We start from the raw sequence: 15,746 nt of genomic DNA, 5'->3' as shown, positions 1-15,746 counted from the left end.
CGAGCGAGAAAAGGGAGGGGCGAGGTGCGGCTCGCTGAGCACGGCTCCCACGGGCCCGCACCCCGAGTGGCGACGGGTCGGACGAGCGTCGATACGTTTCCACTAACCCTTGGGCCAGCTAACTGGACGACCGGCCACCATGTCAACAGGACCAAACATTGGTTACCGTAACGGTTCTGGCGACGAAGAGGTCCGACAGTCGACGCACGTTCCCGCGCTGGCCCCGGCCTGCTCTGTCGTCCGAGAGCCGTACAGTCGCGTGGTGAACATGGTGCAGGTCCGGCAGGCATATGCGTCAATCGCGGAGCTCTACGTCGAGCTGTTCGGTACAAGCCAGCAGGTACACGCCGACGACCTCGCCTTCATCGGGCGACACCTGGCGGGCCGACCTGGCGCGGTGCTCGATCTGGGCTGCGGGCCGGGCCATATCACCGATTACCTTCGTAGGCTGGGCGTCAACGCGACGGGAATCGACATAGTCCCCGAGTTCATCGCCCATGCCCAGGCAGCCCACCCGAGCGGTAGCTACCAAATCGGGTCGATGAAAGATCTCGCCGTCGCCAACCACTCGATCGCCGGCATCCTGGCCTGGGGTTCGTTGATCCATTCGCCGCCGCAAGATCTCGACGGCGTGCTCGCTGAGTTCCGGCGAGTAGTGGCCCCGGCCGGAACGTTGGTGCTTGGTATCTTCGTAGGTGACGAGGTCGCCGCCTTCGACCACAAGGTCGTGACCGCCTATCGCTGGCCCGTTGAGGAGTTCTCGGAGCGACTGGCGCGAGCCGGCTTCACGGAGGTTGAGCGCCTGCAGCGGCCCAGCGAAGGCACCCAACGGCCGCACGCCGCCGTCGCGGCAATCGCGACCGATGGGTGAGCTGAGTCGGCTGGACCAGGGGCGGGGCCGGCCGGCGATCGCCCCGTCGCTGTCGTCCTGGGTTGCGCGCGTTTCCGGCCCTGGCGCGGTGACGACCGACCTGGCCAGGGAGGTGTTTGGATCCTGGTGGCAGCGCTCGATCGCGGTGTCCAGGGCTCGGCGCAGCGCGATCCAGTCGTCCTCGTCGGCGGGGCGGACACGATGGGCGTCGCTCTGACCCGGGATTTGCTCCGGCACGAGCGGCGGCGAGGCCATGCCTCGCCGCCGCTCGGCTTCCGCCGCCCCGCCCGGGGTCTTCGCGCGTCACGATTTCAGGAGACGCGGCCCGGAAGCACCCAGGCTCCGTCCGGGCCGGCGTACACGCCGCCGAGCCCGGGGATGCTACCGGCGGCCGGTGCTTGGCGATCGTCGCGTCCGGCATCGGGCTGGCCCGCCGACCGACCGGCGGCGGCCGACTCGACCGCGTCGAGGATGTTGTCGAGCACGTCGACGTCACGATGTGCACGTCCAACGCGGCGGCGGGCGCCGCGAACAGCAGGGCAACGCTCCGCCGTGACGTGGCGGCTCCGCCGAACGGGCAGCCCAGCCGTGGGCTCGTGCTCTGGTCTGACCACATTGGATGCTGTCCGACTCGCAGCGTGCGACCGTATCGCGTCGCTGAGTCGTGGCCGTCGGAGGTAAGCCCCGCGCGCCCGAGGCCGGCCGCATCGAACTGGCATTGGCGGACCTGGGCCGGATCGGGTCGGCGAGCGCGTGAATCGAGCCAGGCCCGGCGTGGCGCGCGATCGGGAGGAACTGTGCGAGCACAACCCGAGCCCGGACCGGTAATCGAGGCTGACGCGGCGCCGTGATGAGGAACACTCCTCAATCCATCTGCTGTCCGCTAAACCCGGAGGCGGAGTGTCGGCGGCGGCGACTAGTCTGCGCTGCGGGCTTCCCCCTCCGCACGCCACGCCTGTCCCGGCAGGCGTCGTGCCGGCACCACCGCTGACCCGGTTACCCGGCCATTCCCTTCAGGAGACTTCGTGACGCAGCAATCTGCCGCGACCCCACAGCCTGTCGCGTCATCGGACAAGCTCGACGCCGCAGTTCTCAAGGTGGCGGGCGTTGTGGTGCTCGGCGCGATCATGTCGATCCTCGACGTGACGGTCGTCAGCGTCGCGCTGCCGACATTCCAGAGCGAGTTCGGCGCGTCCTACGCCCGCGTCGCCTGGACGATGACCGGCTACACGCTCGCGCTGGCCACGGTCATCCCGCTCAGCGGGTGGGCCGCCGACCGGTTCGGCACCAAACGCCTCTACATGATCGCCCTGGCGCTGTTCACGATCGGGTCCGGCCTGTGCGCCACCGCCGACACCATCGGGGAGCTGATCGCGTTCCGCGTGTTGCAGGGCCTCGGCGGCGGCATGCTCATGCCGCTCGGCATGACGATCATGACGCGGGCGGCCGGGCCGCACCGGATCGGCCGGCTGATGGCCGTCCTCGGCATCCCGATGCTGCTCGGCCCGATCGGCGGCCCGATCCTCGGCGGTTGGCTGATCGACGTGGCGAGCTGGCACTGGATCTTCCTGATCAACCTGCCGATCGGCGTCATCGCGCTCATCTACGCGCAGTTGGCCCTGCCGAAGGACAACCCCGAGCCGTCGGAGTCGTTCGACTTCCTCGGCATGCTGATGCTCTCGCCGGGGCTCGCCCTGTTCCTCTACGGCGTCTCCTCGCTGCCGGAGACCGGCACCTTCGCCGACCCGACGGTCTGGGCGCCCATGCTGATCGGCGCCGCGCTGGTACTGGCGTTCGTCGTCTACTCCTTCAAGCCGCAGCACCCACTGCTGGACCTGCGACTGTTCCGCAACCGCAGGCTGACCGTCGCGGCAGTGACCATGTTCGTCTTCATCATCGCCTTCATGGGCGCCGGCCTGCTGTTCCCGAGCTACTTCCTGCAGGTGCGCGGCGAGTCCACCCTGGCCGCCGGCCTGCTGATGGCGCCGCAGGGTATCGGCGCGATGGTGACCATGCCGATCGCCGGGGTGCTGGCCGACAAGGTGCCGGTCGGCCGGACGGTGCCGTTCGCGCTGCTGCTGATCGTCGCCGGGCTGTTCACCTTCACGCAGGTCGACCCGAACACCTCGTACGTGCTGCTCTGCGGCTCGCTGTTCGTGATGGGCCTGGGCATGGGCGGCACGATGATGCCGATCATGACCTCGGCGCTGAAGACGCTGAGCGGCCAGGACGTGGCTCGCGGCTCCACGCTGGTGAACATCCTCCAGCAGATCGGCGGCTCCGTCGGCGCCGCGGTGATGTCGGTGATCCTCACCAACGAGCTGAACGGGTCCCGGCCGATTCCCGGCGCGACCGATCCGAGCGGCGAACCGATCAGTGAGGCGGGGCTGGCCATCGCCGCGCAGCAGCGGCCGGAACTGCTCCAGCAGTTCCCGGTCGACCCGTCACTCATCGAACGCGGGCTCGACTTCGCCGCCAACTCGTTCGCCACGACGTTCTGGGTGGCGTTCGCGCTGGCGCTCGTGACGATCATCCCGGCGGCGTTCCTGCCCCGCCGGCGTGAGCGGTCGCACCTGCTGGACGACCAGCCCGGGGGCCACCCGAGGACGCCGGTCGTCGTCCACTGATGACCACGAGCGCCGGGGCCGCCGGACACGTTCCGGCGGCCCCGGCGCACAAGGCGTCCCGTCAAGGCGCTCCGACGACCGATCGGGAGCCTGGCGGCCGCCGAATGCGCCACGGCACTGCGGCTGGCGTCCGAAACGCAGTGCCGCGAACCGCACTCCGTGGCCGCGGCGACGGCTCGGCTGCTGGACGTCTTGGACCGGAGCCGGCAGCCCCGGCTGCGGTCCGGCGCCGACGCCGCCCACCCTTGACCCACCCGCCGCGCGTCTGCCGGGAACCCCCGCGCTGAGCGCTGGAGATGCACCCGTCCCACCTGTTCAGCGAGGTCGGCGTCACCAACCGGGCGGCCCTGGTACGCCGCTTCCACCTCGCCGGGCTGGCCCGGGCCCAGCTGTCGAGACGCCGCCCGCTCGGCGGGTTCCGGTTCGACACGGGCGAGCTCGGCCATCCGTGAGGTCGGCGAGGTGCTGCTCTTGCATAGTGAGGAGTGTCGCTGCATCCTACTTGCAGCGTTGCAAGGGCGCCACGCGTGACAAGGTTCGAACACTGGCTTTCGCGCTCACGGCTTCGGGCAGCCGTGAACGCGGTGTCTCCAATGGACACTCCCGAGGAAAACCTCGCGTCGCGGGACGCGGATGTTGGCGTCGCCAACGACGCTGCATCCCGGTGCCAGACTGCGGCCCGATGTCGGTCTCGCGGGAACCGTGGTGCTCCCTGCCCACCATGGGCCCTCCGGTCAGTCACGGTGCGCCCGCGAGCCGGAGACGGCTCTTCGGCGCCTCCGCACCTGCCAGACCCGCAGCGAATCAACGTCACGCCGCGGTTGATTGTTAACGCTAACTCAATGCTTCGCCCGAAACTCTCCCTACGGAGGAAGGAACCTTTGATGAGCAGACTTGGCGCGGTCGGGCGTCGGCGGTTGTGGCGCACCATCACAATGGCTGTGGTCGGCACCGTCGCCGTGGCGTCGGCCGTCGTGGTGGGCCACGGCGACGCGTACGCGGTGACCATCGATCCGAATGCCTGGTACCAGATCGTGTCGCGGCACAGCGGTCTCGCGTTGAGCATCAGTGGGGGATCCACCGCCGATGGCGCGGGGCTGGTGCAGACCACCCGTGGCAGCCAGGCGAGCCAACAGTTCCAGTTCGTCAGCTCCGGTGGCGGGTACCACCGCCTTCGCGCCCGGCACAGTGGCAAGGTTCTCGACATCTACAACTTCTCCACGGCCGACGGCGCCAACATCGTGCAGTGGAGCGACCTGAACGGAACGAACCAGCAGTTCTCGGTGCTGGACACCACAGGCGGCTTCGTCAAACTGATCAACCGGAACAGCGGCAAGGCGCTCGACGTGTGGGAACGGTCCACCGTCGACGGTGCGCGGATTTCGCAGTACACCGACAACGGCGGCATCAACCAGCAGTGGCAACTCGTCAACGTGGCCGGCGGCGGGCCGACCGGGACGCCGTCGCCGAACACGTTCACGAACCCGATCAAGCTGAACGGGCCCGACCCGTGGTTGCAGTACCACAACGGCTACTACTACCTGGCCACGACGACCTGGAACTCGACGATCACGATGCGCCGGTCGCGTACGCTCGGCGGCCTGGTCGGCGCCGCTGACCAGGTGGTGTTCAACCTGGCCGGACGGGCCAACGGCTGTTGCAACATGTGGGCGCCGGAGTTCCACCTGCTCAACGGCCCGAACGGCCAACGTTGGTACCTGTACTACGTGGCCGGGCAGAACGTGGCCGACTTCAACCCGACGCAGCGCCTGCACGTGCTGGAGAGCGCCGGCACCGACCCGATGGGCCCCTACACGTTCAAGGCGGACCTGGGCAACGACTGGCAGTTGGACGCCAGCGTGTTGCAGGCCAACGGCAACCTCTATCTGATGGGTACGTACGGCGGTGCCGGTGCCGGGCAGAGCAACTTCATCCAGCGGCTGAGCAACCCATGGACGGTGACCGGCTCCCGGGTGCGGCTCAGCTCGCCGACGCTGAGCTGGGAGCGGCAGACCCATCCGGTCAACGAAGGGCCCGAACCGCTGTACCACAACGGACGGGTCATGATCGTTTACTCCGCCAGCGCCTGCTGGGGACCCGACTACAAGCTCGGCCTGCTGACCCTCACCGGCAGTGATCCGATGAACCCGGGGCATTGGACCAAGCACCCGAACCCGGTGTTCCTACGCAACGACGCGAACGGCGTCTACGCACCCGGCCACAACGGCTTCTTCAAGTCCCCGGACGGCACCGAAGACTGGATCGTCTACCACGCCAACAGCTCCGCCAGCGGCGGCTGCGACATGAACCGCTCCACCCGGGCGCAGAAGTTCACCTGGAACGCCGACGGCACGCCCAACTTCGGCGTCCCGGCCCGGCTCGGCGTAACCCTCACCGCCCCCTCCGGCGAACAGGGGTAGGGGCGGAACAGGCCGGACCGACGACAGGAGTCAGCCAGAGCGCGCTCCGGTGCCTCTAGCGCAGGGCGGCAGCGGCGGTTGTCCGGACCGCCGCTGTCAGCGCCGAGAGCACCGGCGACTCCAGGCGCCAGTACTGCCAGTACAACGGCACGTCGAGATGGTGGCTGCCGCCGGTCAGCTCGACGAGGCGGCCAGCGGCGATGTCGGCGCGGGCAACCGCCTCGGGCACGAGGCCCCAGCCGAGGCCGAGGCGGATCGCCTCGGTGAAGCTCGCCGACGCTGGCACCCAGTGCGTCGGCGGGTCGACCTCGTGTCGGGTGATCGTGCGGGCGAAGCGGTGCTGCAGGGTGTCCTTGCGGTTGAAGCGGATCATGGGTGCGGTGGCGAACGCCGCCGCGCGGTCACGCCCGGCGAACCACGCCGTGTGGTTGGCGGGTGCGGCGACGGCGAGGTAGCGCATGGCGCCGAGTCGTCGCACGCGGCAGCCCTGCACGGCGACCCGTTCGGTGGTGACCGCGGCCATCACGGTGCCGTCGCGCAGCAGATCGGCCGTGTGCCCCTCGTCGTCGGTGTGCAGCTCGAAGATCACGTCCGGCAGGGCGGTCAGCGCCGGCAGGAACCAGCCGGCGAGGGAGTCCGCGTTGACGACGACGGCCACTCGGGTGCGGGCGTGACCGCTGAGCGCGCCGCGTGCGGCATTGAGGGCCTCGTGTTCCAGCAGCGCCATCTGGCCGCCGAGGCGCACCAGTGGTCGGCCGGCGTCCGTCGGCACGCACGGACGGGCCCGGCGTACGAGCACCTGCCCGACCACCTCCTCCAACGCCTTGATGCGTTGGCTGACCGCGGATGGGGTGACGTGCAGGGCCCGCGCCGCGGCGTCGAAGCTGCCGTGTTCTATCACCGACTGGAACGTCGCGAGTTGCACCGGGTCGAGCGCCATAAGGCATTCTAATGCTACTGAAGTAACTTTAGCTGGAGTGCAGAGCAAGGCCGTCCTAGCGTGGAGAACGTGGGTTCGATGCTTGCCGGTTTCGGCTTCTCCCTCGCGCTGATCGTCGCGATCGGGGCGCAGAACGCCTTCGTGTTGCGCCAGGGGCTGCGCCGCGAACACGTCCTGCCCGTCGTGGCGATCTGCGTGGTCGCCGACGCGGCGCTGATGGCCGCCGGCATCGCCGGCCTGGGCGCGGTCCTGACGGACGCGCCCGCCGTGCTGGCCGCGGTGCGGTGGGGCGGTGCGGCGTTCCTGCTCGGGTACGCGGTGCTGGCGGCGCGCCGGGCCCTGCGACCCGCCGCCCTCACCCCGCTCGACCGCCCGCCGGCCACCCTGCGCGCGACGGTGCTGGCCTGCCTGGCATTCACGTTCCTCAACCCGCACGTCTACCTCGACACGGTGGTGCTGCTCGGAACGGTTGCCCACCATGACCCGAACCGGTGGGCGTTCGGAGCCGGAGCGGCGACGGCGAGCCTGCTGTGGTTCGCCGGTCTGGGGCTCGGTGCCCGCCGGTTGGCGCCGTTGCTCGCCCGTCCGGCGGCGTGGCGGGTCGTGGACGGGGCGGTCGCCACGGTGATGACGGCGCTCGGGGTGTCGCTGGCAGTCGGGTGAAACCACGTTCGACTGTGGCGGACGTAGCGTTCGGGCGAGCTGCTGGCATGACGCGGCCCGCCCGAACCGTCCGCGTCGGGGTCGGTCCGGGTGGGGCGGTCATCGTCGGTGCGTGCCGCCGACCGCTCGCAGGTCGACCCAGCGCGCGAATGCCGTCCGGCGCAACGAATCGACCGCCCGGCGACCATCCGATCGACATCGATCGGCGTCGCTATTTATCGTACGGCAAGCGCTTTCCGGCTGGTTTCCGGAGGGCATCGGGAGGACGATCACATGCGGTCATCGAAACGCCTGTTCCGTACCATCACCACCACCGTGGTCGCCCTGGCGGTCACGGCCGCCGCGGCGGTCGCGGCGGTGGCCCCCGCCCACGCCGCGCCTGGGGACGGGTCCACGTCGGACCCGAACATCTCCTTCATCGGCCGCTGGGACCGCAGCTCGACCGCCGCGTTCGCGTCGAACTGGGCCGGGGCGTACCTGCGCACCGGCTTCACCGGCACGACCGTGCGGCTCAAGCAACGAAACGCGGTGGAGTTCTGGGCCAGCATCGACGGCGGCCCCTTCGTTCACTACCGCAATGTCAGCGGGACGGTGAACCTGACCCCCACCCCGCTGCGCGCCGGCAACCACACGCTGGTCGTGTCCTATCGGCAGCGGGCCGGCTCGTACAACGGCGACGCCGTGTTCACCGGGCTGACGCTGGACGCTGGCGCCCGTACGTACGCGCTCCCGGTGGCGCCGAAGCTGGTCGAGTTCGTCGGCGACTCGATCACCGCGGGCACGGGCAGTTCCAAACTGGCCCTGACGGACTACGCGTGGCTGGTCGGGGAACGCCTCGGCGTGGAACACACCCAGATCGCCATTGGCGGAGCCTGCCTGGTTGCCGCGCCGGACGGTTGCTGGGGAATGGAAAGACGGTACTTCAACCTCGACGCCGGCAGCTCGACCCCGTGGGACTTCTCCCGCTACCGGGCCGACGCGGTGGTCGTCAACCTCGGCACGAACGACGTCGGGCACAGCGTGTCGGGCGCTACGTTCCAGGCCTCGTACACAACCTTCATCCGCAACATCCGCGCGAAGTATCCCAACGCGGCGATCCTCGCGCTGAAGACCTTCCGCGGCCGGTACGTGACGGAGACACAGGCCGCCGTGCGGGCGGTAAACAACTCCGGTGACAGCAACGTCCACTTCATCAACACCGACGGCTGGCTGACCGCCGAGGGGCTCGGCGACGCCGTGCACCCCAACGACCTCGGTCACCGGATGATCGCCGACCGACTCACCCCGATCGTCGCCGCCCGCCTCGGCACGACCGTGCCCACCCGTCAGTACAAAGTGGTCAATCGCGGCACCGGAAAGGTGCTGGCGATCAGCGACAACTCCACCGCCGACGGCGCGGCGGCGGTCCAGGCCACCGACACCGGCGCTACCGGCCAACGCTGGCAGGTCGTGGACGCCGGCAGCGGCTTCAGCCAGCTGGTCAACGTCGCCAGCGGCAAGGTGCTCGACGTGAACGCCAGATCCACAAGCGACGGCGCGGCGGTCATCCAGTACCGCGACAACGGCGGCACCAACCAGCACTGGCAGATCGTGGACGCCGGGGGCGGGTTCAGCAAGCTCGTCAACCGTAACAGCGGCAAGGTGCTCGAGGTGCCGGGCGGGTCCACAGCCGAGGGCGCCGCTCTGGCGCAGTGGAGCGACAACGGCCGCATGCACCAGCACTGGCAACTGGTCGCAGGGTGAGGGGAACGGCTATGCGAGTGTCGATACGACGTACCGCGGCACTGATCGTGACCGTGCTGGTGACCCTGGCCGGCGGCTACGTCGTGACCGGTTCGCTGGCGGCCGCGGCCGCACCCGGATGCCGGGTCGACTACCGGGTGACCAACCAGTGGCAGGGCGGCTTCGGTGCCGACGTCACCATCACCAACTACGGCGACGCGATCACCGGCTGGACGCTCACCTGGGCCTTCGCCACGGGCCAGGGCGTCACCCAGGCGTGGAACGCCACGGTCACCCAGAGCGGAACCGCTGTGGCGGCCACGAACGCCGGCCACAACGGCGCCATCCCGACCAACGCGACGGTGAACTTCGGGTTCAACGGCTCCTGGACGACGACGAACCCGGTGCCGTCGACGTTCGCGCTCAACGGCACGGTGTGCGGGGGCACGCCCACGCCCACCGTGTCGCCGTGCGCCGGGCCGTCGACCCCACCCGCGTCGCCGAGCAGCCCACCCGCGTCGCCGAGCAGCCCACCCGCGTCGCCCAGCAGCTCTCCGCCGTCGGGCCGGGTGACCGTGTGGTTGGCCGGCGACTCCACCATGGCCAACCCGTCCGGCGGCGCTACCTGCCCGGCCGGTTGGGGTGGCCAGTTCGCGCCGTACTTCACCAGCGGTGTCACGGTGGTCAACAGCGCGGTCGGTGGCCGCAGCATCCAAACCTGGCTGTACGACCCGAACGTCACCAGCAACAAGAACTCCGCCGGTGAGTGCATCGTCAGCCCGGCCACCTATTCGAGCCGCTGGCGGGCCATGCTCGACCGGTCGACCGGCATGAAGGCGGGCGACTACCTGTTCATCCAGTTCGGCATCAACGACGGGACGAGCACCTGCCCCCGGCACGTGGGGTCGGCCCGGTACAAGGAACTGCTGGGGGTCATGGCCCGGGCGGCCCGCGAGCGTGGCGCCCACCCGGTCTTTCTCACGCCCGTCGCCGCGATCAGGTGCAACGGGAACACGGCGGTCGGCAACCGGGGCTTCCTGACCGAGACGTTCGACGCGGCCGCCGCGAACGGCAACGTGCCGGTCATCGACCTGCACCGGTTGAGCTACACGCTCTACAACAGGCTCGGCCTGTGCCCGAACAACGGCGACTACACCCGGGGTGCGGTGGGCGCGTTCTTCTGCAACGACCACACCCACTTCGAGGCTGCGGGCGCCCGTCAGATCGCCGGCGTCGTGTCCACCGCGCTGCGCAACCAGCAACTCGGCCTCGCCGCCTACCTGAGATGACGGGATCCGCCGGGACGGGCACCCGTCCCGGCGGAGCTCATCCGATCACCGTCTCGGCCGTTCGCCTGCGGGTTCACGTCGGCCCGCACCCGGCAGCGGCCGATGGCGGCGTCGCCCGTCGGGTGCTATCGCCCTTCGGTGCCGGCGTCGCCGTCTGGACGTCGCCATCGGTCGTCGGGATCCGTGGGGCTGCGTTGTCCACCCCACGGATCGCGGTCGGGTTCGTCGGTCTGGTCGAAGCTGGGCCGTCGGATGTCGTCGGGGTCGGGCACCTCCACCGGGCGGGCGCCGGACTCCGGGGCGGGTCGGTAGTCGGTCGCCTCGCGAGGACCGTACGCGCCCTGCGCGCTGGGCGACTCAGGAACCTCTTCCTCGTGGTGTAGTTCCTCGCGCAGTGTCTGCCGGGGTTTGACGTCGCGTTGTGGCAGGTCGCGGCCGAGGTCCGCGACGTGCGATCCGTACTTCGCGTCGAAGGCGGGCCGTTCCGAGCGGATGCGCAGCATCGAGTCGAAGTTGCGCAGCGGGGGTGGGCAACTGGTGGCCCACTCCAGGGAGTTGCCGAAGCCCCACGGATCCTGGACGGCCACCCTGGCGCCGTATCGCCAGGACTTCCAGGCGTTCCAGATGAAGAACAGCGTGGACGCGCCGAGCACGAACGACGAGACGCTGGAGAGCATGTGCATCCAGGTGAAGCCGTCCTGGGGCTGGTAGTCGGCGTAGCGGCGGGGCATGCCCTGCGTTCCGAGCCAGTGGTGGATCAGGAAGGTGCCGTGGAAGCCGACGAACATCGTCCAGAAGTGCATCTTGCCGAGGCGTTCGTCCATGAGCCGGCCGGTCATCTTGGGAAACCAGAAGTAGATGCCGGCGAAGAGGGCGAAGACCACCGTGCCGAACACGACGTAGTGGAAGTGCGCGACGACGAAGTAGCTGTCATGGATGTGGAAGTCCACCGGTGGGCTCGCCAGCAGCACGCCGGTCAGCCCGCCGAGCAGGAAGGTGACGAGGAAGCCGATCGAGAACAGCATCGGCGTCTCGAACGTCAGTTGCCCCTTCCACAGAGTGCCGAGCCAGTTGAAGTACTTCACCCCGGTCGGCACGGCGATGAGAAAGGTGGTGGCGGCGAAGAACGGCAACAGCACCTGTCCCGTGGCGAACATGTGATGCGCCCAGACGATCATGGAGTAGCCGGCGATGAAGATCGTGGCGGCGACCATACCCTTGTAGCCGAACAACGGCTTGCGGGAGAAGACCGGGATGATCTCGGTGACGATGCCGAAGAACGGCAGCGCGATGATGTACACCTCGGGGTGGCCGAAGAACCAGAACAGGTGCTGCCAGAGCATCGGCCCGCCGGTGGCCGCGTCGTAGACGTGGGCGTTGAGCAGCCGGTCGGCCATCAGCGCCAGCAGGGCGGCGGCGAGCAGGGGGAAGACCAGGATCACCAGGAGGCTGGTGACCAGCATGTTCCAGGTGAAGATCGGCATCCGGAACATGGTCATGCCGGGGGCGCGCAGGGTCAGGATCGTGGTGATCAGGTTGACCGCGCCGAGGATCGTGCCCAGACCGGAGACGGCTAGCCCGACGACCCACATGTTCGCGCCGACGCCCGGCGAGTGCTCGACGCTGCTCAGCGGGGTGTAGGCGGTCCAGCCGAAGTCGGCCGAGCCGCTCGGCGTCATGAACCCGCCCATGACCATCAGCCCGCCGAAGAGGTACAGCCAGTACGCGAGGGCGTTGAGCCGGGGGAACGAGACATCGGGTGCGCCGATCTGGATCGGCACGATGTAGTTGGCGAACCCGAACGCCGCCGGGGTGGCGAACAGCAGCAGCATCACGGCGCCGTGCGAGGTGAACAACTGGTTGTACTGCTCGGCGGAGAGCAACTGCAGCCCCGGGCGGGCCAACTCGGCGCGGATCAGCATCGCCTGCACCCCGGCGGCGACGAAGAACCCGAACGACGTGAGCAGGTACAGCAGCCCGATCTGCTTGTGATCGGTGGTGGCCAGGAACTTGATCAGCGATGCGCCGGGCACCGGCCGCCGCAGCGGCCCCGGATAGCCGCCGGACATGGCCGGAACGAGCACCGCCGGCCCGTGGTCTCGCTCCGGCTGCGCCGTCCGCTTCGACATCTCGCTCGCCTCGTTGTGGTGTCGGAGATAGGGCGAATGCCCCTTCTGCTATTAAACGGAGTAATGCCACAGTACCGGCACAAATGGGTCCGGCGAGTCGGATGTAGCTGACCCGTGCCGTCGGATCGGCGGCGACCCGCAGGAGGATCTGGTCCGGATCGGCAGGGCGATCGGGTTCCGGCGCGACCCTCCGGATCCGCGCCGGCCCGTGGGCACCGCTGGTCACCGGCTCGCCACGGCAGTCGCCCTACCGGCTGGTGTCTGCGACGGCGGTCTCTCCCGCAGACAACGCCTGCGGTTCGAGAGACAGCCGGTCGCCCGGCTCGTCCACCGGATACCAGTCGTCGATGTCGGCGGTGCTGCCGGTGCTGGCCATCGCGTGGCGACGGGCGCTCCGGAGGACCAGAATCGCCAGTACGGCCGGGACCGCGACCCCCAACGAACGGACCAGGCGAGCCCTCGTGCCCGTGACACTGCTCCTGCGGCCCGACGCTGTCATCCGCAGACCTTCCTCGTGGGGGCGCCTGATCACCAGGCGGGCGGGGGTGGGCCCGGTGGACCAGGGATGCGACATGGCCGGGCTGGAGACGGCGGCCAGCCTCTCCGCCGCCTCACACCGACGGTACGTACCGTCGAGTGCCCGCAGGGGCGCGCTGGCGGACGCCACCCGATCGAGGCCGACACGCCCGAGGACTCACCCCCGCGTCGCGCCCCGCAGGACCGCCTGCCCGGCGCACCTCGGCTGGAACCTGCCGGCCCAACAGAGGGTTACGCCGGGCCGGCAGGCGACGTGACGGTCAGGCCGTGGGGCCAGGAGGTAGCGGCCGAGTCGGGGTGACGGTGCGGACGAAGACGACGGCGTCGAAGCTGTCTCGCAGCGAGGGCAGGTCGTAGTAGTGCTCGGCGTCGTGATCGGGGTCGTACATCCCGGAGATCAGCCTCGTCCGCCACGGCGCGCCGAGTCGGGCGGCCACGTCGGCCGGGACCTCAGCGTCCAGGATCATCGTCCGCTCGCCACCGGCGGCCAACATGAGGTCCTCGAGTGAACCGGGGGCCGGCGACGGAATCTCGATGGCGCCGACCAGACCGTGGCCGAACGTGACGTGAACGGCGACGTACTGCTCTCCGAGGGCTTCCCGCAGATGGGAGCCGAGCATGACACCGCGGTGCGCGGCGACGTGGGCGCTGCCCTCCCAGAGGACGATCCGATCGCCGGTGCGTCGGTGCCGTTCCAGGATTCGTTCGGCGGCGGCTCTCTCCTCGCGTTCCACGTCGTGTCCCAACCCGATCGCGTTCGCGTGGTGCTCGACGATCCCATCGAGCAGCCGCACGGCCTCGTCGCGTTCCGCCCCGCCGTCGAGCCGCCCGGCGATCGCCCGCGCCGTGCGCGCGAGTTCCACGAAGGGAGTGCCGGGATGGGTGCCCCGGGCTCGCTGCACGTGCTCGCCACTCTCGTGAGCGGTGCGAATGACGTCGAGAAGCTCACGGACCGGTGGCACCTCGGCCGGGGCGATGGCCGCGATCAGGTCCAGGACGCGGTCGTAGTCGCTCGGTAGCATCCCCGCACCGCCGACTGCGATCACCCGTACCGGATCGTCGGGCTGGCTCGCGTTGCGGTGCCGGAGCCAGGTGAGGGCGTCCCGCATCTCGCTCGTCTGCCAGGGACCCCAGGCCTGCCGCAGCGAGGAGTCGATGTCGATGTCCTCACCGCGCACGTAGCGGTCGTAGAGGTCACCCACGCGCTGGTTGTCGAGCACCGCCAGGATCCGGAAACCGTGGTCGATCAGCGCCCGGGTGGTGTGGTCCACGATCTGGAAGGTCTCGTGTGCTTCGCGGGTGCTGGTGCCGAGCCCGACGACGAGGGCGTTTGCGGCGAGGTCGGCGACAGCCTCGGGGGCGACGGTCTCGGGCTGTGCCGCCACCCAGGAGACCGCCGTCGTGTCTGCGGTCTTTTCGGTGTCGCCGACGCTGCCGAACGGGCGTCGCCGCCGGGCGTCCCGCAGCGCGCCGGCCCACCAGGTCAACTCGCGGACGGCATCCTGTACCGCGTCGTCTTCTCCGCTGGGCGCGACATAGCGGCCTTCCGTCAGGTACGCCCATGGCGCGCGGAGCGCGACCATCCGACGGGTGGTGACCACGGAGAGTTCGGCGAAGACCGGACGAAGGTACTCGCCGGCGAGCAGCCCACCCTGTACGCCATACGGCACCACCGTGGCAGCCTTGAACTGCCACTCGGCATAGTGCCAGTCCACGAAGCGCTTGAGACTCGCAGGGTAGGAGTGGTTGTACTCGGGGGTGACGATCACGAAGCCGTCCGCGGCGGCCATCAGATCCGACACCGGCGTCGATTGCCCGCCGCCTGGCTGCAGTTCCGAGTCAGGTGGCAGGTGGAGATCGGCGAGATCCACCATTTGGGCGCGAACATCCCCAGGGAGCTGTTCCATCACCCAGTCGCCCACGACGCGGCCGATCCTGTCGTCACGGATGCTGGCCACCACGACGACGAGACGGAGCGGCTCTGGCCGGTTTGCGTCCATTGCGGTTCTCTGATCGGTCATGCCAGTCACGCTGCCGGTTGAACATATGTTGAGGTCAAGTCTCGGTGCATGGCACGCTCGTGACGTGAGTCATGCCGTCATCCCCGCACTCGAAGCCGTTTTCACCGTCGGTGACGTCGCCCGCGATGCCGATGTCGCGCCGTCGGCCGTTCGGTTCTACGAGAAAACCGGTGTCATCACCGCCCAGCGCGACGGCGGAAACCAACGTCGTTTCGACGAATCCGCACCCTGCCGAATCAAGGTCGCGAAACTGGCCCAACGAGTCGGCCTCACCGTCCGCGAGATCGCCGATCTCTTCGCCGATCTGCCACCTGACCCCCGATCGCAGGACTGGGGCCGGGTGGCCGCCGAGCTGGTCGCCGAGGCCGAACGCCGAACGGCCGAGCTACGCGCCTGTCTGGCCGAGATGCAATCCGGCGGCAGACTCTGCGAGTCCGTCGACCGGATCCCGGAGCCTCCCACAAGTCCTGGCTGCCGCGGTGACCACGTGCGTTCGTCGGGGTGAGGGGCGCCGTGCGGGCTGTCGG

At 69.3% G+C, this 15,746-nt stretch carries 14 protein-coding genes; 9 read left to right on the top strand and 5 right to left on the bottom strand.

Annotated features, from left to right (window positions below):
- Positions 1-262 precede the first annotated feature (262 nt).
- Positions 263-871, top strand: a complete 609-nt coding sequence (locus tag E1193_RS02190) for a class I SAM-dependent methyltransferase (RefSeq protein WP_132179676.1) — start codon at positions 263-265, stop codon at positions 869-871.
- Between the two features lie 311 nt (positions 872-1,182).
- Here E1193_RS02190 and E1193_RS31660 read toward each other — a convergent pair whose 3' ends face one another.
- Positions 1,183-1,356, bottom strand: coding sequence for a hypothetical protein (locus E1193_RS31660; RefSeq protein WP_165945590.1), 174 nt, complete (start codon positions 1,354-1,356; stop codon positions 1,183-1,185).
- Between the two features lie 540 nt (positions 1,357-1,896).
- Between E1193_RS31660 and E1193_RS02180 the strand changes: the two genes are divergently transcribed.
- The 3 genes from E1193_RS02180 to E1193_RS02175 all read left to right on the top strand — a co-directional run bounded on the left by E1193_RS02180 (position 1,897) and on the right by E1193_RS02175 (position 5,918).
- Positions 1,897-3,498, top strand: a complete 1,602-nt coding sequence (locus E1193_RS02180) for a DHA2 family efflux MFS transporter permease subunit (protein ID WP_132179674.1) — start codon at positions 1,897-1,899, stop codon at positions 3,496-3,498.
- A gap of 296 nt (positions 3,499-3,794) precedes the next feature.
- Positions 3,795-3,950, top strand: a complete 156-nt coding sequence (locus E1193_RS31655; RefSeq protein WP_165945589.1) for a hypothetical protein — start codon at positions 3,795-3,797, stop codon at positions 3,948-3,950.
- A 432-nt stretch (positions 3,951-4,382) separates the two neighbouring features.
- Positions 4,383-5,918 carry a family 43 glycosylhydrolase gene (locus tag E1193_RS02175; RefSeq protein WP_243707227.1) on the top strand — a complete coding sequence of 512 codons (1,536 nt, stop codon included), beginning with the start codon at positions 4,383-4,385 and terminating at the stop codon, positions 5,916-5,918.
- 55 nt (positions 5,919-5,973) lie between these two features.
- Here the strand turns inward: E1193_RS02175 and E1193_RS02170 are convergent, their stop codons facing one another.
- The gene (locus E1193_RS02170) at positions 5,974-6,858 is read right to left on the bottom strand and encodes a LysR family transcriptional regulator ArgP (protein ID WP_132179672.1); all 885 of its coding nucleotides are present in this window, start codon (positions 6,856-6,858) and stop codon (positions 5,974-5,976) included.
- Positions 6,859-6,936: 78 nt separating this feature from the next.
- Between E1193_RS02170 and E1193_RS02165 the strand changes: the two genes are divergently transcribed.
- The 3 genes from E1193_RS02165 to E1193_RS02155 all read left to right on the top strand — a co-directional run bounded on the left by E1193_RS02165 (position 6,937) and on the right by E1193_RS02155 (position 10,532).
- A complete protein-coding gene (locus tag E1193_RS02165) occupies positions 6,937-7,521 on the top strand; it encodes a LysE/ArgO family amino acid transporter (protein ID WP_132179735.1) in 585 nt (194 codons plus the stop codon).
- Between the two features lie 273 nt (positions 7,522-7,794).
- Complete coding sequence (locus E1193_RS02160; RefSeq protein WP_132179670.1) at positions 7,795-9,264, top strand: RICIN domain-containing protein; 1,470 nt, start codon at positions 7,795-7,797, stop codon at positions 9,262-9,264.
- Positions 9,265-9,275: 11 nt separating this feature from the next.
- On the top strand, positions 9,276-10,532 hold the full coding sequence (locus E1193_RS02155) for a cellulose binding domain-containing protein (RefSeq protein WP_132179668.1): 1,257 nt from the start codon (positions 9,276-9,278) through the stop codon (positions 10,530-10,532).
- A 125-nt stretch (positions 10,533-10,657) separates the two neighbouring features.
- Here the strand turns inward: E1193_RS02155 and ctaD are convergent, their stop codons facing one another.
- The 3 genes from ctaD to E1193_RS02140 form a co-directional block, all read right to left on the bottom strand.
- Complete coding sequence (gene ctaD / locus E1193_RS02150; RefSeq protein ID WP_132179666.1) at positions 10,658-12,661, bottom strand: cytochrome c oxidase subunit I; 2,004 nt, start codon at positions 12,659-12,661, stop codon at positions 10,658-10,660.
- Positions 12,662-12,908: 247 nt separating this feature from the next.
- The gene (locus tag E1193_RS02145; protein ID WP_132179664.1) at positions 12,909-13,100 is read right to left on the bottom strand and encodes a hypothetical protein; all 192 of its coding nucleotides are present in this window, start codon (positions 13,098-13,100) and stop codon (positions 12,909-12,911) included.
- 358 nt (positions 13,101-13,458) lie between these two features.
- Entirely contained in the window at positions 13,459-15,120 is a 1,662-nt protein-coding gene (locus tag E1193_RS02140) for an erythromycin esterase family protein (RefSeq protein WP_243707233.1), read from the bottom strand.
- Between E1193_RS02140 and E1193_RS32795 the strand changes: the two genes are divergently transcribed.
- Positions 15,049-15,240 carry a hypothetical protein gene (locus E1193_RS32795; protein ID WP_243707234.1) on the top strand — a complete coding sequence of 64 codons (192 nt, stop codon included), beginning with the start codon at positions 15,049-15,051 and terminating at the stop codon, positions 15,238-15,240. The genes E1193_RS02140 and E1193_RS32795 overlap by 72 nt on opposite strands.
- Positions 15,218-15,724, top strand: a complete 507-nt coding sequence (locus E1193_RS02135; RefSeq protein WP_243707226.1) for a MerR family transcriptional regulator — start codon at positions 15,218-15,220, stop codon at positions 15,722-15,724. The genes E1193_RS32795 and E1193_RS02135 overlap by 23 nt, the downstream gene beginning before the upstream one ends.
- Positions 15,725-15,746 lie beyond the last annotated feature (22 nt).

It is taken from the genome of Micromonospora sp. KC606, from assembly GCF_004348675.1.
Lineage (GTDB): Bacteria > Actinomycetota > Actinomycetes > Mycobacteriales > Micromonosporaceae > Micromonospora.
Note: the sequence above shows the minus strand (reverse complement) of the source record. Positions and strands in the feature narration are given on the sequence as shown.